We start from the raw sequence: 21,363 nt of genomic DNA on the forward strand, positions 1-21,363 counted from the left end.
CTGTGCTCACAGGGTTAAAACACGGTAACGAACCAAAGTGTATAGAGGCTACTCACAGGTCGCAACCCCGCCAAGTCAACAAAAAGTCTAAGAATCAACCAGCTGAAGGCGCACCCTTGGAGGCGACTTGCTCAACACCACGAATCAGCGCATCCACAATAGCGGGCTCGGAGGCTGAATGCCCAGCATCGCGAATGATTTGCAGCTCAGCTTCAGGCCACGCTGCACTAAGGGCGAACGCATTATCCAGCGGGCACACCATATCGTATCGGCCGTGCACAATAATACCCGGAATATCCGCCAGCTTATCAGTATTATTAATAATTTGGTCCGGCTGCAAAAAACCTTGGTTCATGAAGTAATGGCATTCAATTCGAGCCAGTGCGATCGCAACGTGGGGGTGCCCGAAATGTTCGACCACTTTTGGGTTCGGCTGAAGCGTGGCGCAACGGCCTTCCCAAATAGACCAAGCTTTCGCCGCCTGAATCTGCTCCAGTTCATTATTGCTGATCAAACGCTCGTAATAAGCTACCACCATATCGTCACGCTCCTCTTCAGGAACGAGCCCTTGAAAATCTTGCCAGTAATCCGGAAACACCCGACTCGCACCCTCTTGGTAAAGCCACTGAATATCGGCGGGCCGGCAAAGAAAAATACCCCTCAGAACCAACCCCAGCACTCGCTCCGGATGCGTTTGCGCATAGACAAGACTGAGCGTGGAACCCCAGCTACCACCAAACAGCAGCCATCGGTCCAACCCGAGGAATTGGCGCACCGTTTCCATATCCGCCACCAAATGGCCGGTGGTATTTCCTTCTAATTCCGCCAGCGGGGTCGATCGCCCTGCGCCACGCTGGTCTAGCAAAATTATCCGGAAACGTTCCGCATCAAAAAATCGACGATGGTAGTCCTCACAACCACCCCCCGGGCCACCGTGCACCACGAGCACCGGTGTACCCTCGGGATTACCGGATTCTTCCAGATACAGCTCATGAATATCGCCCACCGCAAGATGATGGCGAGCATAGGGTTGTATTTCGGGGTAAAGAGTAAGCATGACTAACTCCGATGAATGAATAACGGAAGTCTAGCCGAGAATAACGGGAGGGATTACAGAATTAACGCAGAAAATACAGGATTCATCCGAAAGGCAATTAACCCGAAGCAGCAAGACAATCACGAATAGAAAGACTGCGCTTTCGTCGACGTGATTGCCTGCAACTCCGGGCTAACAGTGTTTTACTTCTTACCGGCGCGCTTACGCTCGTTTTCGGTCAGAAGCTTTTTACGCAGACGGATCGACTTAGGCGTTACTTCCACCAGTTCGTCGTCGTCAATAAACTCAAGTGCCTGCTCAAGCGTATGCTTGATGGGTGGAACCAGGCCGATAACTTCGTCTTTACCAGATGCACGCATGTTATCCAGCTTCTTGCCCTTGGTCGGGTTAACCACCAAATCGTTATCGCGGCTGTGAATACCGCACAACTGACCTTCGTAGATATCCTGGCCTGGCTCGAGGAACAACTTACCTCGGCTCTGCAGAGTTTCCAGTGAGTATGTCAGTGCCGTACCGGTTGCCATAGAAACAATGACACCGTTCTGGCGGCTGGTCACTTCACCCAGCTTCACCGGACCATAGTGACTGAAGGTCGAGGTCAGAATACCGGTACCCGAAGTCATGGTCAGGAAGGTGTTCCGAAACCCGATCAAGCCACGGGCTGGAATGGTGTACTCCAGACGCATACGGCCTTTTCCATCCGGGATCATGTTGGTCATATCACCGCGGCGCAGACCCATTTGCTCCATGATGGGGCCCTGGTGCTGCTCTTCGATGTCGATGATCACATTTTCGTACGGCTCTTGCTTCTCGCCGTCTACTTCCTTGATCACAACCTCAGGGCGGCCAACCGCCAGCTCGAAGTTTTCGCGACGCATGTTCTCGATCAGAACCGACAGATGCAGTTCACCACGCCCAGACACTTTGAACTTGTCCGCGGAGTCGCCTTCTTCAACACGCAGCGCCACGTTATGGAGCAATTCTTTTTCCAGACGCTCTTTGATGTTACGGCTGGTTACGTACTTACCTTCTTTGCCCGCAAACGGCGAATCGTTGACCTGGAAAGTCATCGAGACTGTTGGCTCGTCAACCGTGAGTGCCGGCAGTGCCTCAACATTGGATTGATCGCACAAGGTGTCAGAAATATAAAGTTGATCCAGACCGCTCACACAAATGATGTCACCTGCCTGCGCCTCATCCACTTCAACGCGTTGCAGACCGGAGTGACCCATGATCTTGAGAATTCGACCGTTACGTTTTTTACCGTCAGCGCCAATCGCTACGACCGGAGTGTTCGTTGACACTTTGCCGCGCGCGATGCGGCCGATGCCAATAACACCCAGAAAGCTGTTGTAGTCCAGCTGAGAAATTTGCATCTGGAACGGCTTATCCAGATCAACATCGGGTGCTGGCACGTAATCAACGATGGCCTGGAAAACGGCGTCCATGTTGTCTTGCATATCTTCGTGATCCATACCCGCAATGCCATTCAAAGCACTGGCGTATACGATCGGAAAATCGAGCTGTTCATCGGTCGCACCCAGGTTATCAAACAGATCAAACACCTGATCCACAACCCAGTCCGGGCGCGCACCTGGACGGTCAATTTTGTTCACAACAACAATCGGGCGCAAACCTGCCGCGAACGCCTTTTGCGTTACGAAGCGTGTTTGTGGCATGGGGCCGTCAATGGAATCGACCACGAGCAGAACACTGTCTACCATGCTCATGACTCGCTCAACTTCGCCACCGAAATCAGCATGTCCCGGGGTATCCACGATGTTGATGTCGTAGTCTTTCCACTTCAGCGCGGTGTTCTTCGCCAGAATGGTAATTCCACGCTCTTTTTCCTGGTCGTTGGAGTCCATAACGCGCTCGTTTTCGAGCTCTTTACGGTCCAAAGTACCGGACTTGCGCAACAATTGGTCAACCAGGGTCGTTTTACCGTGGTCTACGTGGGCAATAATGGCAACGTTTCTAAGCTTATCAATCACAACGGGTATCCTGCAGAAATTAGCGGGACGCAGTATATCGAAAAGTCCATGGCGATAATATGAAGATTAGTGCTTAATATGTAATCAATCACGAAGCGCACTGTTAATAGGCATTAATCGGCCTTGCGCACCATTTCGGTGCACAACTCAGCCGCCAGCAACAACCTAGGGCGAGCCCAAAGCGCCCTAGGGTTGCCCGCAACCCCCGTGGCTGCGCTTTTGTGAGGCAATATCAGCAAACTGGCAAGCCCCTTGCTTAGGTACTTTCAGCCGTAATTGAAAGGTAAGGGCCAACGGCTTCTGATAAGCTGCCCTCACCTGCAAGCAGATCGGGCCTCAGTTCGCTGAACGATCCGGCACAACGAATATGTATAACTTACGGAGCATGCACAATGTCCAAGACTGTTGATTTGATCAAAGAGCACGAAGTCAAATGGGTCGACCTGCGTTTCACAGACACACGCGGCAAAGAACAACACGTAACCCTGCCCGCCTCCGAGGTTGACGAAGATTTCTTTGCCGACGGCAAGATGTTCGACGGCTCTTCTATCGCCGGCTGGAAAGGCATCAACGAATCCGACATGATCCTGATGCCGGATGACAGCAGCTCCGTTCTGGACCCGTTCACCGAAGAAGCTACCATCAACATTACCTGTGACATCGTGGAACCGACCACCATGCAAGGTTATGAGCGTGACCCCCGCTCTGTTGCCCAGCGCGCTGAAGAATACCTGAAGTCCACCGGCATCGCCGATGGCGCGCTGTTCGGCCCGGAGCCTGAGTTTTTCGTCTTCGATTCAGCGAAATGGAAGACCGACATGCAGGGCTCTATGTATGAGCTCCACTCAGAAGAAGCCGCTTGGGTATCTGGCGACGACTTCGACCGCAACAACATTGGCCACCGCCCGGGTGTTAAAGGCGGCTATTTCCCGGTACCGCCGGTAGACAGCCTGCACGACCTGCGTGGCGCCATGTGTGCCGCCATGGAATCCATGGGCCTGACCATTGAGGTTCATCACCATGAAGTCGGCACCGCCGGCCAGTGTGAAATCGGCGTAGGCCCTAACAGCCTGACCAATAAAGCAGACGAAGTACAAATTCTTAAGTACTGCGTGCACAACGTTGCCCACGCTTACGGTAAGACGGCTACCTTCATGCCTAAGCCGGTAGTTGGCGATAACGGTTCCGGTATGCACGTTCACATGTCGCTGAGCAAAGACGGCAAGAACCTGTTCGCAGGCGACAGCTACGCAGGCCTGAGCGACGAAGCTCTGTACTACGTTGGCGGCATCATCAAACACGCCAAGGCGATCAACGCCTTCACCAACCCGGCCACCAACAGCTACAAGCGTTTGGTACCTGGCTACGAAGCACCGGTTATGCTGGCCTACTCTGCCCGCAACCGTTCTGCCTCTATCCGTATCCCGTACGTGAACAGCGCTAAAGCTCGTCGTGTTGAAGTTCGCTTCCCTGACCCCGCAGCCAACCCTTACCTGGCTTTCTCTGCACTTATGATGGCTGGCTTGGACGGCATTCAGAACAAGATCCACCCTGGCGATGCCATGGACAAGGATCTGTACGACCTGCCGAAAGAAGAAGCACTGAACATTCCGAAGGTTGCCGAGACTCTGCAAGAAGCTCTGGATGCCCTGCGGGACGATCACGAGTTCCTGACTCGTGGCGGCGTGTTCACTGAGGACATGATTGCAGGCTACATCGATCTGAAGCGTGCCGAAGTTGAGCGCATCAACATGACCACGCACCCGGTTGAGTTCGAGCTGTACTACTCCTGCTAATTCAATGCACCGTTAAAGTGTTTTGAAGCAGAGAAAAACCCGCCTCGGCGGGTTTTTTTGTGGCCCGCTCCACAAAATCCAACCAACACCTGTCGCTCTTAACGAGATGTAACTAAGCGAGCCACCCACAGCGTTGATATCCCTTCCGCTGCGCCGGATAATCAAATGAGTTATCCAGAGCACAGGTCATCATCATGAAAATTTTTGTCACGCTCGCATCCGGAATGCTGTTACTTGCCGCCTCCACCAGCTGGGCGGAGGTTTACCGCCACGTTGATGCACAAGGCAACGTTACCTTCTCCGACGAACCCATCAAGGGCGGCGAAACGGTCAAAGTGAAGCCCGTTACCACCATCACGCTACCCAAACCCGAAGCCGTTAGCGAACCCCGAAAGCTGCGAGAAGAGGTTGAACGCGAAGGAGCCTCGTATGCCAGTCTCGCCTTCGCTTACCCCCAAGATGACCAAGCCTTTCACAGCGGCAACGGCACTGTCACCTTTGAAGTCCAAAGTACCCCCGGCCTGAAAGCAGGCCATAAATACGAGATCACACTAGACGGGCAGCCAGTCGGCCAAAGCACATCGGGCTCCGTTACCGTTCCGAACATCGATCGCGGTACCCATAATGCCGTCGCCCACATCATCGACCGCAACGGCGTACAGGTTAAAACTGGCCAACCCATTCGCTTTACGGTGCACCGCCCCTCCGTTGCGCAGTAACACAAATCGCACCAAATTAGTGCTAGCGCGCTAATTTGGTGCCATGCTGTGAGTAACCAAAGGGCCAAACCCGGCCTGCTTGCGGCTTTATCAGCTTACGTGCCTCGACTCAAAGCACAACAAGCGCTCCCCGGGTGCCCAATCCTGCAAAAATACGGCTAGTTGGACGAGACAGCAAAACTGGTTCGTTTATTGCTAAATCATAGCTATAACCATAAGCGCCCAACGGGATTCCTGCATGTCGTTTCGACCATCAACCACCCTCAACGCCGGGTATAAAAGTATTCTCGATAGCCTGACGACGGCCGTCCTGGTTCTGGGCGATGATCTGACGATTCGTTATCTGAACCCGGCCGCCGAGAACTTGTTCGAGACTAGCCTTATGCGTACTCAGGGCACGCCGCTGCACGATGTACTTATCGATTCAGAGAACGCGTTAAGAACTTTGCACGCAGCTGCGAAGAACGGCCAATCTTACACGCGACGTGAAGCTGAGTTCGCATTGCTGACCGGATCACGCCTGATGGTGGACTACTCTGTCAGCCCGATCAGCATTGATCCAATTGAATTATTAGTCGAATTGCACCCCATCGACCGCCAGCTGCGCATCAGCCGGGAAGAAGACATCATTTCCCAGCAGGAAGCTTCCCGCATTCTTGTGCGCGGCATGGCTCATGAGATCAAAAACCCCTTGGGTGGCATTCGAGGTGCAGCGCAACTGCTCGCTCGCGAATTGGACAGCGATGGCCAGCGGGAATACACCCAAGTCATCATCAATGAGGCCGACCGTTTACGGAGCTTGGTCGACCGCATGCTCGGGCCCAACAAAGCCCTAAAAATTACGCCCACCAACATCCATGAGATTTTGGAGCGGGTACGCACCCTGATCGAAGCAGAAAGCAGGGGCAAAGTTCAGCTTCTACGAGATTACGACCCCAGTATTCCGGAATTTTCGGGCGATAAGGAACAACTCATTCAAGCGGTCTTGAACATCGCTCGAAACGCTATGGAGGCGGCATTCGAAAACGAGAATACTGCAGATGCGGGAACCGCCCCGACAATCACCTTCCGCACTCGTACCTTGCGGCAGTTCACCATTGGCCATCAACGCCATCGTCTGGTTTGCCGCATCGACATTATCGACAACGGTCCCGGCATTCCGGCTGATCTACTGCAGAATGTTTTTTACCCCATGATCAGTGGCCGGGCTTCAGGCACCGGCTTGGGACTTTCAATCACTCAGAGCATCATTGGCCAGCACCGGGGCTTGGTGGAATGTGAAAGCGAGCCAGGAAAAACCGACTTTATTATTTTCCTGCCTCTGGAGGACACTTTATGAATCAGCGAGAAAACGTCTGGATCATCGATGACGACAAAAGCATCCGTTGGGTACTTGAACGTGCGCTAAACCAAGCAGGCTTGCACGTACAAGCGTTTGACAGCGGCGAAGGCATCATTGCCCGACTAGAGCGTGAGCGGCCCGATGCCATTGTCAGCGATATACGCATGCCGGGCGTAGATGGCATCACCCTACTCTCTCGGATTGTCGCGCTGCACCCAGACGTTCCAGTCATCATCATGACCGCCCACTCGGACTTAGACAGCGCCGTCACAAGTTATCAGACAGGAGCGTTCGAATACCTGCCCAAACCGTTTGACGTGGATGAAGCAGTTGCCCTAGTCAAGCGCGCAATCGCTCACAGCCATGAACAAAGGGCCTCCGCCGAACCCCAAATCGAAGAAGTGCAGAAAAGCACTGAGATCATTGGTGAAGCACCGGCCATGCAGGAAGTATTTCGGGCCATAGGACGGCTCTCGAATTCGAACATCACCGTGCTCATCAACGGTGAAAGCGGCACTGGCAAAGAGCTGGTTGCTCAGGCACTGCACAACCACAGCCCCCGCGCCCGCAATCCCTTCATTGCGTTAAATATGGCCGCCATTCCCAAAGACCTCATTGAGTCCGAACTGTTTGGCCATGAAAAAGGCGCCTTCACCGGTGCGGCAGGCACTCGGCAAGGGCGTTTCGAACAAGCCAATAGCGGCACCTTATTTCTCGACGAAATCGGCGACATGCCTGCCGACACCCAAACCCGCTTGCTGCGCGTTCTCGCTGACGGTGAGTTCTACCGGGTTGGCGGCACCACTCCAATCAAAGTGGATGTTCGCATTATCGCCGCTACCCACCAGGATCTCGAGAAGCTGGTAAACGCCGGCAGTTTCCGGGAGGATTTGTTTCACCGCTTGAACGTAATTCGGATTCATCTGCCGAAACTGGCCGAACGCCGGACTGACATCCCCCGTCTGGTGCAACACTTCCTCGAGCAAGCCGCGAAAGAGTTAGCCGTAGAAACAAAACTTTTGCGCAAAGACGCTGAAGAATACCTCTCAACCCTGCCGTGGCCTGGCAACGTTCGCCAGCTTGAAAACACCTGCCGCTGGCTCACGGTGATGGCGAGCGGTCGCGAAATTCATGTGGCCGACTTACCCCCGGAACTCTTGGATCAAGCCGAGTCCGAGAACGATGCCACTGGCCAGACCTGGCAAGAAGGCCTGAAAAACTGGGCAGAACAGGAATTGAAGCGTGGTAAAAAGGGGGTACTGGACCGAGCGGTGCCAGAGTTTGAGAAGATCATGATTGAAACGGCCCTGAAGCATACCGGTGGGCGGCGCCGAGATGCCTCAATTTTGCTCGGCTGGGGCCGAAACACCTTAACCCGAAAGATCAACGAACTAAATCTGGATCATCCAGAAACAATGGATGAGTAGCCGTTAGCACCATTAAGCGAAGCCATAAAAAAACCGAGCAGTTGCTCGGTTTTTTTTATGCGCGCCCCCGCCTTAGAATGGGATGTCGTCGTCAAAATCATCAATGGGCTCTGGCATGCTACCCGCCTGCTGCTGTGGCGCAGGATTATTGTAGCCACCCTGTTGCTGAGACTGCTGGGGCTGTTGCGGTGCATTGTACTGCTGCTGAGGTGCTGGAGCTTGCTGCTGCGGGCGCCCCTGCGGAGCACCTTGATTCATGCCACCTTCACTTCCGCGGCTATCCAGCATCTGCATCTGACCGTTGATATCCACAACAATCTCCGTCGTGTAACGATCCTGACCGTCCTGACCTTGCCACTTCCGAGTCTGCAAACGCCCTTCGATATAGACCTTTGACCCTTTACGCAAATACTGCCCGGCTACTTCCGCCACCTTTCCGAAGATAACAATCCGGTGCCACTCGGTTCGAGGGACCATCTGACCGGTCTGTCGATCTTTGTAACTTTCATCGGTCGCCAAGTTCAGGTTAACCACTGCATTGCCGTTTGGGGTGTATCGGGTATCCGGGTCCTGGCCCAGGTTGCCGATCAGAATTACCTTGTTTATGCCTCGTGCCATGTTCTGCTCCTGGTGTTTTTGACCGAACGCCTGCACTCCCTGCAAGCGTCCAATGTTTAAGTATTGTCACCCTGCCGCACAAATTCCAGGTGCGCAAGCTGATCTTCATTAAAGTACTGACGATCCACTTTCAAATAAGCCGTCAAGGCCTCTTCAACAATAACCACGTCCGCTACGCCAGACAGACCTCGCAAACGTTGATCGATGTCATCAACGGGTGTTGCGAGCACATCACGCAACTGCACCACCAAACTGGCGGTGTAACTTGGGGGTGGCATGGTGAGCGCTACCAGCAACCAAACTATCAATACGCCAGCCATTAACCACAGCACGCCATCCAAGCCAGTTTGCTGCAACAAATAACCACCCAGTGCGCCTCCAAGAAACGCCCCTAAAAACTGAGACGTTGAATAAACCCCCATCGCCGTGCCTTTGCTCGCCGCAGGCGCTTCCTTACTGATCAAAGACGGCAAACTCGCTTCCAGCAAATTGAACGCCATGAAAAAGAAGAACAAGACCGCCCACGCCACTCCCAGACTATCCGTTACACCGGTCATTGCCGCCGTTGCTAATGCCAACAACGCAATTGCGCCACAGAGCACGGGTTTCATTTTACGCTTTTTCTCACCAATGACGATAAACGGCACCATGGCAAAGAACGAGGTCACCATCACCGTCAGGTAAAACCACCAATGAGAAGTGGCGGTCAACCCGAGCTGGTCGTTAAGAATGGTCGGGAACACCAAAAACAACGCGGTCAGCGCAAAATGCAGGGCAAAAATACCAAAATCCAGTCGCAACAAACGGCCCTCGGCCAGAACCTTCCCAACCATCTCACGCGCTGGATGCGTTTCAGCGTTCACCTTGTGCTGGTGCGGCGTGGGTACGACCTTCGCCACCACAATCAATGCCAGAAGCGCCAGCACAGAGGTGGTGTAGAAAATACCGGACAAACCCCAAGCAGCGCCAAGCAGTGGCCCAACAACCAGGGAAACAGAAAACGACAAGCCAATTGAAATACCAACCGTTGCCATTGCCTTGGTGCGCTGTTCTTCTCGAGTCAGGTCACTGAGCATGGCCATCAAAACACTGGCGATGGCTCCTGCACCTTGCAATATACGCCCGGCAATCACCCCGTATATCGAGTCCGCAACGCCCGCAAGGACACTGCCCGCCGAAAACAGTATCAAGCCGATATAGATCATCCGCTTACGCCCGACCCGATCCGACATCAACCCAAATGGAATCTGCAACACCGCTTGGCTTAAACCGTATGCACCGATCGCAAAGCCGATCAAAGCAGGTGTCGCTCCCTGTAAATCACTCCCCAACAGAACGAACACCGGCATAACCATAAACAGCCCCAGCATACGCATGGCGTATACCGAAGCCAGAGCTGCGACTGAGCGTTTTTCTAGCGCGTTCATATAACCCGTGCCGGAGTGAATGAATGGGGTCGCGACCCTCGGCCGCGAGGCGCGCATTGTACCAGAACACTGGCTCCGACGGGACTACTCACATTGGGGTGCCCCTACGTAGAGTCGACAACTTAGCCGCGCCTTCCCTAAAACGATATACTGGTCGTTTTTATCGGAAGCGAGGTGTTATGGACCATATCCAGATCAAGGGTGCACGCACCCACAACCTGAAAAACATCGACCTGGATATGCCGCGGGACAAACTCATCGTGATTACCGGGCTGTCGGGCTCAGGGAAGTCGTCTTTGGCATTCGACACACTCTACGCCGAAGGCCAGCGACGCTACGTGGAATCCTTGTCGACCTACGCACGGCAATTTTTATCCATGATGGAAAAACCCGACGTGGACCACATCGAAGGCTTGTCACCGGCTATTTCGATCGAACAAAAGTCCACCTCTCACAATCCGCGTTCAACCGTGGGCACCATCACCGAAATCTACGATTACCTGCGCTTGCTATTTGCGCGTGCCGGCGAGCCCCGCTGCCCAGACCACCACCAACCGTTGGAAGCCCAAACCGTTAGTCAAATGGTGGATCAGGTGTTGGCGTTCCCAGAAGACAGTAAATTGATGATCCTCGCGCCCGTGATCCGGGACCGGAAGGGCGAGCACCTGCAAGTCATCGACACCATGCGCAGCCAAGGTTTTATTCGACTTCGAGTAGACGGCACCGTCTATGACATCGACGACGTGCCCGCCCTCGATAAAAAGCGCAAACACCAAATCGACGTCGTGGTTGACCGATTCAAAGTAAAACCGGGGCTTGAACAGCGGCTCGCGGAAAGCTTCGAAACGGCCCTCGACTTATCCGACGGCATCGCGCTCGTCGCTCCCATGTCAGGCGAAGGCGAAGAGCATACGTTTTCCGCCCGCTACGCGTGTAACCAGTGTGGCTACTCCCTAAGCGAGCTTGAACCGCGGCTTTTTTCCTTCAACAACCCCGCAGGTGCATGCCCCACTTGTGACGGACTGGGCGTTAAACAGTTTTTCGATCCTGAAAAAATCATTCAGCATCCTGAAGCAACGCTAGCGTCGGGCGCCATCAAAGGATGGGATCGCCGCGCGGTCTATTACTTCCAGATGCTAACCAGCGTTGCCGAACATTACAGCATGGACCTCGAAACACCTTGGGATGAACTGCCCGAAGATTTTCAGGAAGCCCTATTGCACGGAACCGGGAGTGAAGAAGTCACCTTCCGATACGTTAACTCCCGTGGACAAATCATCGAAAAGGCACACCCCTTTGAAGGTATCCTACCTAATCTGGAACGCCGCTATCGGGAAACTGAGTCTCAAAGCATGCGTGAGGAGCTGGCCCGAAACCTCAGCACCCAGCCGTGCAAAGACTGCCACGGCTCCCGCTTAAGGCAGAGCGCTCGGCACGTATTTATCAAAGAACAAAACTTGCCAGACGTAACTCGCATGCCGGTAGGTGAAGCACACCGCTATTTCGGCGAATTGACGCTACCCGGGCGTAAAGGCGAAATAGCTGACAAAATTCTGAAAGAGGTTCGCGAACGACTTCAGTTTCTGGTCAACGTTGGCCTCGAATACCTGACACTGGAGCGAAGCGCCGACACCCTGTCCGGCGGTGAAGCTCAACGGATTCGCCTGGCCAGTCAGATCGGAGCGGGCCTTGTCGGTGTTATGTACATTCTCGACGAGCCTTCCATAGGACTGCACCAACGGGATAACGATCGTCTACTTGCCACCCTTACCCATCTACGGGATCTGGGCAACACCGTCATCGTGGTAGAACACGACGAAGATGCTATCCGCGCCGCCGATTATGTCATCGACATTGGACCCGGCGCCGGCGTACATGGCGGCCAAGTGGTCGCAAGAGGCACTCCCGCCGATATCATCGCCAACAAAGATTCACTAACTGGACAGTACCTAAGTGGCGAAAAAAGCATCGCGATAGCGCCGGAGCGCAATAAAGGCAATGGGAAAAACCTCATACTGACCGGTGCCACAGGCAACAACCTGCAAGACGTCACACTGACCCTACCCTTAGGCATCATGACCTGTATAACCGGCGTATCCGGCTCTGGCAAGTCCACATTAATCAACAGCACACTGTACCCGGTCGCGGCCGCGAAACTTAACAAAGCCACCAGCTTGACCCACGCCCCCTACAAAAACCTCAAAGGGTTGGACGATCTGGACAAAGTCATCGACATTGACCAAAGCCCCATCGGCAGAACCCCCCGTTCCAACCCGGCCACCTACACGGGATTATTCACACCAATACGTGAATTATTCGCCGGCACCCAAGAAGCCCGATCAAGAGGCTATAAAGTTGGCCGCTTCTCCTTCAACGTCAAAGGCGGACGCTGCGAAGCCTGCCAAGGCGATGGCGTGATTAAAGTAGAAATGCACTTCTTGCCCGATGTATACGTGCCCTGCGACATCTGCAAAGGCAAACGCTACAACCGGGAAACTCTGGAAGTTCGCTACAAAGGCAAAAACATCCACGAAGTGCTCGACATGACCGTGGAGGAAGGCCGCGAATTCTTCGACGCCGTACCCTTCCTGGCCCGGAAGCTTCAAACCCTCATCGACGTGGGCTTATCTTACATCCGCTTAGGACAAAGTGCCGTCACACTATCTGGCGGTGAGGCGCAGCGTGTGAAGCTCGCTAAAGAGCTCTCCAAACGGGATACAGGCAAGACCCTTTACATCCTGGACGAGCCAACAACTGGCCTACACTTCTACGACATTCAACAATTGCTGAACGTATTGCAGCGGTTACGAGACCACGGCAACACAATCGTGGTGATCGAACACAACCTTGACGTCATCAAAACAGCGGATTGGATCGTCGATCTGGGCCCTGAAGGTGGCTCTGGTGGCGGGCAGATTATTGCGGAAGGTACTCCTGAAGACGTAGCGAACAACGCAAACTCCCACACCGGGAAATACCTAAAACCGATGCTGGAAAAATAAGGAACACACGACAAAACTACGTCGGCCAGCAACAACACAAATTCCAGACACAAAAAAACCGGGAACCTTTCGGATCCCGGCCTTTTCAAGAAATAGCCTAAACGATTTTACTCGTCGTCGCCCATCTCTTCAGCTTCAATGTCCAGAGGACGGCCGACCAGCTCAACAAATGCCATAGGGGCATTGTCGCCAGCACGGAAACCGCACTTCAAAACACGAAGATATCCACCCGGTCGTTCGTTGTAACGGGGGCCCAGCTCGTTGAAAAGCTTAGCTACCGCTGCATCGTCACGCAGGCGCGCAAACGCCAGACGACGATTCGCAACCGAATCATTCTTTGCGAGCGTGATCAATGGCTCTGCTACCCGACGCAATTCTTTCGCTTTCGGGAGCGTCGTTTTGATCAGCTCGTGCTCAACCAGTGACGCAGTCATGTTACGGAACATGGCCTTGCGATGCGCACTGGTCCTGTTGAACTTACGACCACTCTTACGATGACGCATTGCTCTGATTCCTTACCTTAAACTAATCGGCGATTAACCGCCCAGAACCCGGTCATCACCACGAAGGCTTGCCGGCGGCCAGTTATCAAGACGCATTCCCAGTGACAGACCACGGGACGCTAGAACGTCCTTGATCTCGGTCAGCGACTTTTTGCCAAGGTTAGGCGTCTTCAGCAGCTCCACTTCTGTGCGCTGGATTAGATCGCCGATATAGTAAATATTTTCTGCCTTCAAGCAGTTAGCCGAACGTACAGTCAACTCAAGATCATCAACCGGACGCAACAGAATAGGATCGATTTCTTCCTCTTCTTCTACGCGCTCTGGCTCTTTTTCATGATCGAAATCGACGAACACAGCCAATTGTTGCTGGAGGATAGTCGCGGCCCGGCGAATTGCTTCTTCCGGATCGATCGTACCGTTAGTCTCCAGATCAATAACAAGCTTGTCGAGATCTGTACGCTGCTCAACCCGTGCACTTTCTACCGCATAAGACACTCGGCGAACCGGGCTGAACGTAGCATCAAGCTGCAAACGCCCAATGGCACGAGTTTCGTCCTCGTCCAGTCCACGCTGATCAGCTGGCTCGTAGCCGCGACCCCGAGACACGCGCAAGCGCATGTTCAGTTCGCCGTTCTCGCTCAGGTGACAGATAACGTGTTCCGGGTTAGCGATTTCAACGTCGTGATCCAACGTGATATCACCAGCAGTTACAACGCCCGGACCTTTTTTGCTGAGTGTCAGCTCAGTGTCATCACGTCCGTTCATCTTTACGGCAACGCCCTTGAGGTTCAAAAGAATCTCAATGACGTCCTCCTGGACACCCTCGATGGCACTGTACTCGTGCAGGACACCGTCGATCTGTGCTTCAGTCACGGCGCAGCCTGGCATCGAAGACAGAAGAATGCGGCGAAGCGCACTGCCCAAGGTATGACCAAAGCCGCGTTCTAGCGGCTCCAGAGTGACCTTGGCACGCAAAGCGCCGGACTCTTTCACGTCGATCGTACGAGGTGTCAATAACTCATGTACTGAACGCTGCATAGACGCCCCTATCTGCTATCGTTGCTAACTGGGCTTTACTTAGAGTAAAGCTCGACGATGAGGTTCTCGTTGATGTCGGCAGGCAGTTCAGTACGCTCAGGTACTGACTTGTAAACGCCGGACATCTTGTTGGCGTCAACCTCTACCCAGCTCACCGGCGCGCGGCTACCAGCCAGTTCCAGAGCGCCTTTAACGCGCAACTGATTCTTGGCCTTCTCACGCAGACTCACAACGTCACCTGCTTTAACCTGATAAGAGGCAATATTTACCGGCTTATCGTTAACCAGGATCGCTTTGTGAGAAACGAGCTGACGGGACTCAGCACGGGTAGAACCAAAACCCATGCGATATACAACGTTATCCAGACGGCCTTCAAGAAGTTGCAGCAGGTTTTCACCCGTTGCACCCTTCCGACGGGCTGCCTCTTTGTAGTACCCACGGAACTGCTTCTCAAGCACACCGTAGATACGACGAACTTTTTGCTTCTCGCGAAGCTGCAAGCCGTACTCGGACAGACGACCGCGACGCGCGCCGTGCATACCCGGCGGAGTCTCGATGTTGCACTTGGAATCGAGCGCGCGAACACCGCTCTTCAGAAAAAGATCTGTCCCTTCACGACGAGACAGCTTGCACTTCGGGCCTATATAACGAGCCATATTTCACTGTCTCCTGTGTTAGACGCGGCGCTTCTTGGGCGGACGACAACCGTTATGGGGAATCGGCGTCACATCAGTGATGTTAGTGATCTTGTAGCCACACCCATTGAGGGCACGAACTGCAGATTCACGTCCGGGCCCAGGACCCTTAACCTCTACATCCAGGTTTTTAAGGCCGTATTCAGCAGCCGCATTACCGGCTCTTTCAGCTGCTACCTGCGCAGCAAAAGGTGTGCTCTTACGCGAACCGCGGAAACCAGAACCACCAGAAGTGGCCCAGGACAAAACGTTGCCCTGACGGTCCGAAATGGTCACGATGGTGTTGTTGAAGGACGCGTGAATGTGCGCGACGCCATCAACAACCGTCTTTTTCACCTTTTTACGGGTACGTGTACCTGGCTTTGCCATGTTTGCCTACCTGTTACTTACGAATAGGTTTGCGTGGACCTTTACGGGTGCGGGCGTTGGTCTTGGTGCGCTGGCCGCGAACTGGAAGTCCGTGACGATGGCGCAGACCACGGAAGCAACCGAGATCCTTCAAACGCTTAATGTTCATCTGTACTTCACGACGCAAATCGCCTTCGACGGTGAACTTGCCCACTTCAGTACGAAGTGCTTCAAGCTGCTCGTCGCTAAGGTCTTTGACCTTGACGTCCGGCTTAACGCCGGTTGCATCGCAAAGCTTCTGGGCTGTTGTCTTGCCGACACCAAAGATGTATGTCAGTGAGATAACAGCATGTTTGTGATCGGGTATATTGACACCGGCTATACGTGCCATCCAAATTACTCCGCGTTCAAAGCTTTGCTGTGTGAATTTTCCGCCACAAAAAGGGCGCGAAATAATAACGCTTGACTCAGGCTTGAGTCAAGCGCCTTATTCCGAACCCCTTTTACAATGTCAGTGTTAATCCCGAAGGATTAGCCCTGGCGCTGCTTGTGGCGAGGCTCCGAGCAGATGACTCGAACTGAGCCATTGCGTCGAATTACTTTGCAGTTACGGCAAATTTTCTTTACCGAAGCGCGTACTTTCATTGTCGACTCCAGTTTTCAAGGGGAACGGCTATCAGCCGTTCCGTCCATAGCCCTTGAGATTGGACTTCTTCATCAGTGATTCATACTGATGAGACATCAGGTGCGACTGAACCTGCGCCATGAAATCCATCACCACGACTACAACAATCAGCAGTGATGTACCACCAAGATAGAAAGGTACGTTACCTGCAACCATCAGAAACTGAGGGAACAGGGACACCGCCGCGATATACATAGCCCCGAACAACGTAAGACGAGTAAGAACACCATCGATGTACTTCGCCGTCTGTTCTCCCGGACGAATCCCCGGAATGAACGCGCCGGAACGCTTGAGGTTATCCGCAACTTCTTTAGGGTTGTACATCAGCGCTGTGTAGAAGAAGCAGAAGAAAACAACTGCTGCTGCGAACAGGATAATATACAAAGGTTGGCTCGGAGCCAATGCTTGTGACACATCACTCAGCCATTCCATGCCTTCACCTTGCCCGAACCACTGTCCCAATGACGCCGGGAAGAGCAGAATCGAAGAAGCGAAGATCGGCGGAATAACACCGGCCATATTGACCTTAAGAGGCAAATGACTGGATTGCTGAGCGAATACCTGACGTCCCTGCTGCCGTTTTGCATAGTTAATGGTTAGGCGGCGTTGACCGCGCTCCATAAACACCACAAAACCGACTACAGCAACGGCCAGCACGCCAATACCGAGCACAACCAGCAGACTCATCTCTCCGTTACGTGCTTGCTCCAGGGTCTGACCTATAGCCCCCGGCAAGCCCGCGACGATACCTGCGAAAATAAGCAGGGAGATACCGTTTCCGATACCACGCTCGGTGATTTGTTCACCAAGCCACATCATGAAGACGGCACCACAAACGAACGAGACAACCGCCACAAAGTGGAAGCTGAAGCTGTCGTTGAAGGTAACACCTTGAGAGGCAAGCCCCACCGAAATACCGAAGCCCTGAACCAGGGCCAGGATAACCGTACCATACCGCGTGTACTGGCTAATCTTACGACGACCAGCTTCACCCTCTTTCTTAAGCTGCTCAAGCTGCGGACTAACCGCAGTCATGAGCTGCATAATAATCGAGGCCGAAATATACGGCATGATACCGAGTGCGAAAATACTCATGCGCTCAAGCGCACCACCGGAGAACATGTTAAACAGACTCAGGATCGTGCCCTGGTTCTGGTCAAACAATGCCGCCAAACGGTCTGGGTTGATGCCCGGCACCGGAATATGAGCACCGATGCGGTACACCAACAACGCCAGAAAGACAAACCAGAGCCGCGAACGCAGCTCTGCAAATCCTTTCCCAGCGCCCGCAGGCAATGATGCTGTCTTGGCCATTTAGTCCTCGACTCGTCTTAGTCTTCGACTTTCCCACCCGCGGCAACAATTGCCTCGCGTGCGCCTTTAGTGACACGTAGCCCTTTAACGGTTACCGCACGGTCCAGCTCACCAGACAGCATAACCTTAGCAACGCGAATCTCTTCACGAACGATGTCAGCTTTCTTCAGTGCAGCCAGATCGACTACGTCACCCTCTACCTTCGCCAGCTCGTTCAGGCGAATCTCAGCAACATAACGCTGCTGACGAGAAGTGAAACCGAATTTTGGCAGACGACGGGCCAAAGGCTGCTGACCACCCTCGAAACCAGGGGCTACAGAGCCACCGGAACGGGATTTCAGACCTTTATGACCACGACCGCCCGTTTTACCGAGTCCGCTACCGATACCACGACCAACACGCTTAGCGTTCGGACGTGAACCAGGTTCCGGAGCAAGTTCGTTCAGACGCATCTTAGTTCTCCTCAACCTGCACCAGGTAATTAACCCGGTTGATCATACCGCGAATAGAAGGGGTATCTTCCACTTCAACAGTGTGACCGATTTTACGAAGACCCAAGCCTTTTACACAAAGCTTGTGCTTAGGCTGGCAGCCGATAGGGCTGCGGGTCAGAGTTACTTTGATCGTTTTTGCGTTCGCCATGACTTCAACCCAGGATATCTTCGACGGATTTACCGCGCTTGGCTGCAACATCTTCAGGCGCATTCATAGCCTGCAGACCCTTAATGGTTGAACGTACAACGTTCACCGGGTTGGTAGAGCCGTAGCACTTGGAGAGAACGTTTTGAACGCCCGCTACTTCAAGTACTGCGCGCATCGCACCACCAGCAATAACACCGGTACCTTCTGAAGCCGGCATCATGAACACTTTAGAACCGCCGTGCTGTGCACGAACTGCGTACTGAAGCGTGTTGCCGTCTAGGGCGACGTCTACCATGTTTTTACGCGCAGCTTCCATAGCCTTCTGGATAGCGACCGGAACTTCCCGGGCTTTACCACGACCAAAACCAACGCGTCCTTTACCATCACCCACTACGGTCAGTGCAGTGAAGGCAAAGATACGGCCGCCTTTAACAACCTTAGCGACTCGATTGACCTGAACCAGCCTTTCCTGGAGCTCAGGCGCCTTCTGTTCGTTAACGCTCATCTTCTCCACCTCTTAGAATTGCAAGCCAGCTTCACGAGCACCGTCGGCCAAAGCCTGAATGCGACCGTGATAACGGTAACCTGAGCGGTCAAATGCGACCTTCTCAATGCCTGCCGCCTTAGCGCGTTCAGCAATCAGCTGACCCACTTTTTTGGCGGCGTCCACGTTACCGGTTGCACCCTGGCGCAATTCCTTATCCAACGTGGAGGCAGTTGCCAGCACTTTGCTGCCATCTGCTGTAGTAACCTGGGCGTACATATGACGCGGCGTGCGGTGAACGCACAGACGGTCAGTACCCAGCTCACGAATCTTCATGCGCACTTTACGTGCGCGACGCAGTCTTTCGTTATTCGCGCTCATAGTCCCGCCTTATTTCTTCTTGGCTTCTTTGCGTCTTACCTGCTCATCCGCATAACGTACACCTTTGCCCTTATAAGGCTCGGGCGGACGGAACGCGCGAATGTCTGCAGCGACCTGGCCAACCTGTTGCTTGTCGATACCGCGAATTACAACTTCCGTGTTCGACGGAGTTTCAGCGGTAACACCCTCGGGCAGCTCATATTCAACCGGGTGAGAAAAACCCAGTGTCAGATTGAGCTTCTTGCCTTGCGCCTGAGCACGGTAACCTACGCCTGTCAGCTGAAGCTTGCGCTCCCAGCCTGTAGACACGCCGTTAACCATATTGTTAACCAACGCCCGAGTAGTACCAGCAAGAGCGCGGGACTTTTTAGCACCATCGCGAGCTGCAAAGCGAAGACGACCGTCTTCCTGCTTTACTTCGACTAATTGGTGAATAGTGAGTTCAAGTGCTCCTTTGGAGCCCTTTACATTGATTTCCTGTCCGTTCAGCTTAACCTCAACACCGGAAGGCAGCACGACAGGATTATTGGCAACCCTGGACATGTGATTCTCCTAGAATACGGTGCAGATGACTTCGCCACCCACGCCAGCAGCTCGTGCGGCGCGGTCTGTCATAACGCCCTTGGACGTTGAGACAATCGCGACTCCCAGACCACCGGATACTTTCGGCAGCTCCCCAGCGCCTTTGTACTGGCGCAGACTCGGACGACTAACCCGCTTGATCTCTTCAATAACCGGCTTACCGCCGAAGTACTTCAGGTTGATCGTTAGCTGGGGCTTCGCGTCAGCTGAAACGGAAAACTCTCCAACGTAGCCTTCGTCCTTAAGGACCTGGGCTACGGAGATCTTCATCTTGGAAGATGGCATGACCACATCGGCCTTCTCTGCCATCTGGGCATTACGAATACGAGTAAACATATCCGCAAGCGTATCTTGCATACTCATTACAATGAGTCTCCTGATCTTTTTAGTTGTGCAGCGGCGCGCCGCACCGCTTACCAACGGGCTCCTGACCGAAGTCAGGATGCCTGTCTTACCAGCTTGCCTTAGTCAGCCCTGGAACGTCACCGCGCATGCCGTATTCACGGAGCTTAATCCGTGAAAGTTCGAACTTGCGCAGAACGCCGTGAGGACGACCAGTCACCTGGCAACGATTCCGAAGACGTGAAGGGCTCGCATTGCGAGGCTGCTGCTGCAGCTTCATCTGTGCGTCCCAACGCTCTTCGTCGCTGGTATTAGGGTTTTTGATAATCGCCTTGAGCTCGGCGCGCTTGGCTGCGTACTTAGCCACAGTCTGCTCACGCTTCAGCTCACGGTTTTTCATTGAAACCTTAGCCATGTCACTCGTTCCTTATTTCTTGAACGGAAAGCCGAAGGCTTTCAACAGTTCGCGACCTTCGTCGTCGGTATCGGCAGAGGTAGTGATGGTGATATCCAACCCGCGGACCTTGTCGACTTTGTCGTACTCGATCTCAGGGAAGATGATCTGCTCACGCACACCCATGCTGTAGTTACCGCGACCGTCGAAGGATTTCGGATTGAGGCCACGGAAGTCACGAATGCGGGGAACCGCAATGTGCACCAGGCGATCAAAGAAATCCCACATGCGCTCACCGCGCAGGGTCACTTTACAACCAATCGGCCAACCTTCACGGATTTTAAAGCCCGCTACCGATTTTCTTGCCTTGGTCACAACAACTTTTTGACCTGCCAGACGCTCAAGATCCGCGACGGCATTTTCAATAAGCTTCTTGTCACCAACAGCTTCACCGACACCCATGTTCAGGGTGATTTTTTCGATACGCGGAACCTGCATAACGTTCTTGTAGCCGAACTCTTTCTGCAGGGCGGGTACCACTTCCTTTGAATACTGCTCTTTCATGTTAAGCAT

Annotated in this window: 24 protein-coding genes; 5 read left to right on the forward strand and 19 right to left on the reverse strand. The window is 53.5% G+C overall.

Features of this window, described 5'->3' with window-relative positions; translation table 11 throughout:
- Positions 1–94: 94 nt before the first annotated feature.
- Positions 95–1,057, reverse strand: coding sequence for a prolyl aminopeptidase (gene pip / locus K5L82_RS00430; RefSeq protein ID WP_223132790.1), 963 nt, complete (start codon positions 1,055–1,057; stop codon positions 95–97).
- Between the two features lie 182 nt (positions 1,058–1,239).
- Positions 1,240–3,051, reverse strand: a complete 1,812-nt coding sequence (typA, locus tag K5L82_RS00435; protein WP_133006528.1) for a translational GTPase TypA — start codon at positions 3,049–3,051, stop codon at positions 1,240–1,242.
- A gap of 392 nt (positions 3,052–3,443) precedes the next feature.
- Between typA and glnA the strand changes: the two genes are divergently transcribed.
- The 4 genes from glnA (at position 3,444) to ntrC (ending at position 8,335) form a co-directional block, all read left to right on the forward strand.
- Positions 3,444–4,847, forward strand: coding sequence for a glutamate--ammonia ligase (glnA, locus tag K5L82_RS00440; protein WP_133006529.1), 1,404 nt, complete (start codon positions 3,444–3,446; stop codon positions 4,845–4,847).
- Positions 4,848–5,041: 194 nt separating this feature from the next.
- Positions 5,042–5,566 (forward strand): DUF4124 domain-containing protein, encoded by a 525-nt coding sequence (locus K5L82_RS00445; RefSeq protein ID WP_133006530.1) that lies wholly within the window; start codon positions 5,042–5,044, stop codon positions 5,564–5,566.
- 238 nt (positions 5,567–5,804) lie between these two features.
- Positions 5,805–6,905, forward strand: a complete 1,101-nt coding sequence (gene glnL / locus K5L82_RS00450; RefSeq protein ID WP_223132791.1) for a nitrogen regulation protein NR(II) — start codon at positions 5,805–5,807, stop codon at positions 6,903–6,905.
- The gene (ntrC, locus tag K5L82_RS00455) at positions 6,902–8,335 is read left to right on the forward strand and encodes a nitrogen regulation protein NR(I) (RefSeq protein ID WP_223132792.1); all 1,434 of its coding nucleotides are present in this window, start codon (positions 6,902–6,904) and stop codon (positions 8,333–8,335) included. Before glnL ends, ntrC begins: the two co-directional genes overlap by 4 nt.
- 72 nt (positions 8,336–8,407) lie before the next feature.
- Here ntrC and ssb read toward each other — a convergent pair whose 3' ends face one another.
- Both ssb and K5L82_RS00465 read right to left on the reverse strand, forming a co-directional pair.
- Complete coding sequence (gene ssb, locus K5L82_RS00460; protein ID WP_223132793.1) at positions 8,408–8,953, reverse strand: single-stranded DNA-binding protein; 546 nt, start codon at positions 8,951–8,953, stop codon at positions 8,408–8,410.
- Positions 8,954–9,009: 56 nt separating this feature from the next.
- Positions 9,010–10,380 carry an MFS transporter gene (locus K5L82_RS00465; RefSeq protein WP_223132794.1) on the reverse strand — a complete coding sequence of 457 codons (1,371 nt, stop codon included), beginning with the start codon at positions 10,378–10,380 and terminating at the stop codon, positions 9,010–9,012.
- A gap of 179 nt (positions 10,381–10,559) precedes the next feature.
- Here K5L82_RS00465 and uvrA point away from each other — a divergent pair, with 179 nt between their 5' ends.
- Positions 10,560–13,382 carry an excinuclease ABC subunit UvrA gene (uvrA, locus tag K5L82_RS00470; protein WP_223132795.1) on the forward strand — a complete coding sequence of 941 codons (2,823 nt, stop codon included), beginning with the start codon at positions 10,560–10,562 and terminating at the stop codon, positions 13,380–13,382.
- A 107-nt stretch (positions 13,383–13,489) separates the two neighbouring features.
- On the opposite strand, the gene rplQ is transcribed toward uvrA, so the two are convergent.
- The 15 genes from rplQ to rplE form a co-directional block, all read right to left on the reverse strand.
- Entirely contained in the window at positions 13,490–13,885 is a 396-nt protein-coding gene (gene rplQ / locus K5L82_RS00475) for a 50S ribosomal protein L17 (RefSeq protein WP_133006536.1), read from the reverse strand.
- A 33-nt stretch (positions 13,886–13,918) separates the two neighbouring features.
- Positions 13,919–14,923: a DNA-directed RNA polymerase subunit alpha gene (locus K5L82_RS00480; protein WP_133006537.1), complete on the reverse strand. Its 1,005-nt coding sequence runs from the start codon at positions 14,921–14,923 to the stop codon at positions 13,919–13,921.
- Between the two features lie 35 nt (positions 14,924–14,958).
- Positions 14,959–15,579: a 30S ribosomal protein S4 gene (gene rpsD / locus K5L82_RS00485; RefSeq protein ID WP_133006538.1), complete on the reverse strand. Its 621-nt coding sequence runs from the start codon at positions 15,577–15,579 to the stop codon at positions 14,959–14,961.
- A gap of 18 nt (positions 15,580–15,597) precedes the next feature.
- Complete coding sequence (gene rpsK / locus K5L82_RS00490; protein ID WP_004580767.1) at positions 15,598–15,987, reverse strand: 30S ribosomal protein S11; 390 nt, start codon at positions 15,985–15,987, stop codon at positions 15,598–15,600.
- A gap of 13 nt (positions 15,988–16,000) precedes the next feature.
- Entirely contained in the window at positions 16,001–16,357 is a 357-nt protein-coding gene (rpsM, locus tag K5L82_RS00495; RefSeq protein ID WP_029655315.1) for a 30S ribosomal protein S13, read from the reverse strand.
- Between the two features lie 140 nt (positions 16,358–16,497).
- Positions 16,498–16,611, reverse strand: a complete 114-nt coding sequence (gene rpmJ / locus K5L82_RS00500) for a 50S ribosomal protein L36 (RefSeq protein WP_008174902.1) — start codon at positions 16,609–16,611, stop codon at positions 16,498–16,500.
- A gap of 31 nt (positions 16,612–16,642) precedes the next feature.
- Positions 16,643–17,965 carry a preprotein translocase subunit SecY gene (gene secY, locus K5L82_RS00505; RefSeq protein WP_114335804.1) on the reverse strand — a complete coding sequence of 441 codons (1,323 nt, stop codon included), beginning with the start codon at positions 17,963–17,965 and terminating at the stop codon, positions 16,643–16,645.
- A 17-nt stretch (positions 17,966–17,982) separates the two neighbouring features.
- The gene (rplO, locus tag K5L82_RS00510) at positions 17,983–18,417 is read right to left on the reverse strand and encodes a 50S ribosomal protein L15 (protein ID WP_133006539.1); all 435 of its coding nucleotides are present in this window, start codon (positions 18,415–18,417) and stop codon (positions 17,983–17,985) included.
- A gap of 1 nt (position 18,418) precedes the next feature.
- Positions 18,419–18,607, reverse strand: coding sequence for a 50S ribosomal protein L30 (rpmD, locus tag K5L82_RS00515; RefSeq protein ID WP_007153997.1), 189 nt, complete (start codon positions 18,605–18,607; stop codon positions 18,419–18,421).
- Positions 18,608–18,611: 4 nt separating this feature from the next.
- Positions 18,612–19,112 carry a 30S ribosomal protein S5 gene (gene rpsE, locus K5L82_RS00520; protein WP_133006540.1) on the reverse strand — a complete coding sequence of 167 codons (501 nt, stop codon included), beginning with the start codon at positions 19,110–19,112 and terminating at the stop codon, positions 18,612–18,614.
- A 12-nt stretch (positions 19,113–19,124) separates the two neighbouring features.
- Positions 19,125–19,472: a 50S ribosomal protein L18 gene (gene rplR, locus K5L82_RS00525; protein ID WP_114335801.1), complete on the reverse strand. Its 348-nt coding sequence runs from the start codon at positions 19,470–19,472 to the stop codon at positions 19,125–19,127.
- Between the two features lie 9 nt (positions 19,473–19,481).
- Positions 19,482–20,015, reverse strand: coding sequence for a 50S ribosomal protein L6 (rplF, locus tag K5L82_RS00530; protein ID WP_223132796.1), 534 nt, complete (start codon positions 20,013–20,015; stop codon positions 19,482–19,484).
- 9 nt (positions 20,016–20,024) lie between these two features.
- Entirely contained in the window at positions 20,025–20,417 is a 393-nt protein-coding gene (rpsH, locus tag K5L82_RS00535; protein ID WP_133006543.1) for a 30S ribosomal protein S8, read from the reverse strand.
- An 88-nt stretch (positions 20,418–20,505) separates the two neighbouring features.
- Entirely contained in the window at positions 20,506–20,811 is a 306-nt protein-coding gene (gene rpsN, locus K5L82_RS00540; protein WP_114335798.1) for a 30S ribosomal protein S14, read from the reverse strand.
- 12 nt (positions 20,812–20,823) lie between these two features.
- Complete coding sequence (gene rplE / locus K5L82_RS00545) at positions 20,824–21,363, reverse strand: 50S ribosomal protein L5 (RefSeq protein WP_114335797.1); 540 nt, start codon at positions 21,361–21,363, stop codon at positions 20,824–20,826.

Source organism: Marinobacter sp. AL4B, from assembly GCF_019916045.1.
Classification (GTDB): Bacteria; Pseudomonadota; Gammaproteobacteria; order Pseudomonadales; family Oleiphilaceae; genus Marinobacter.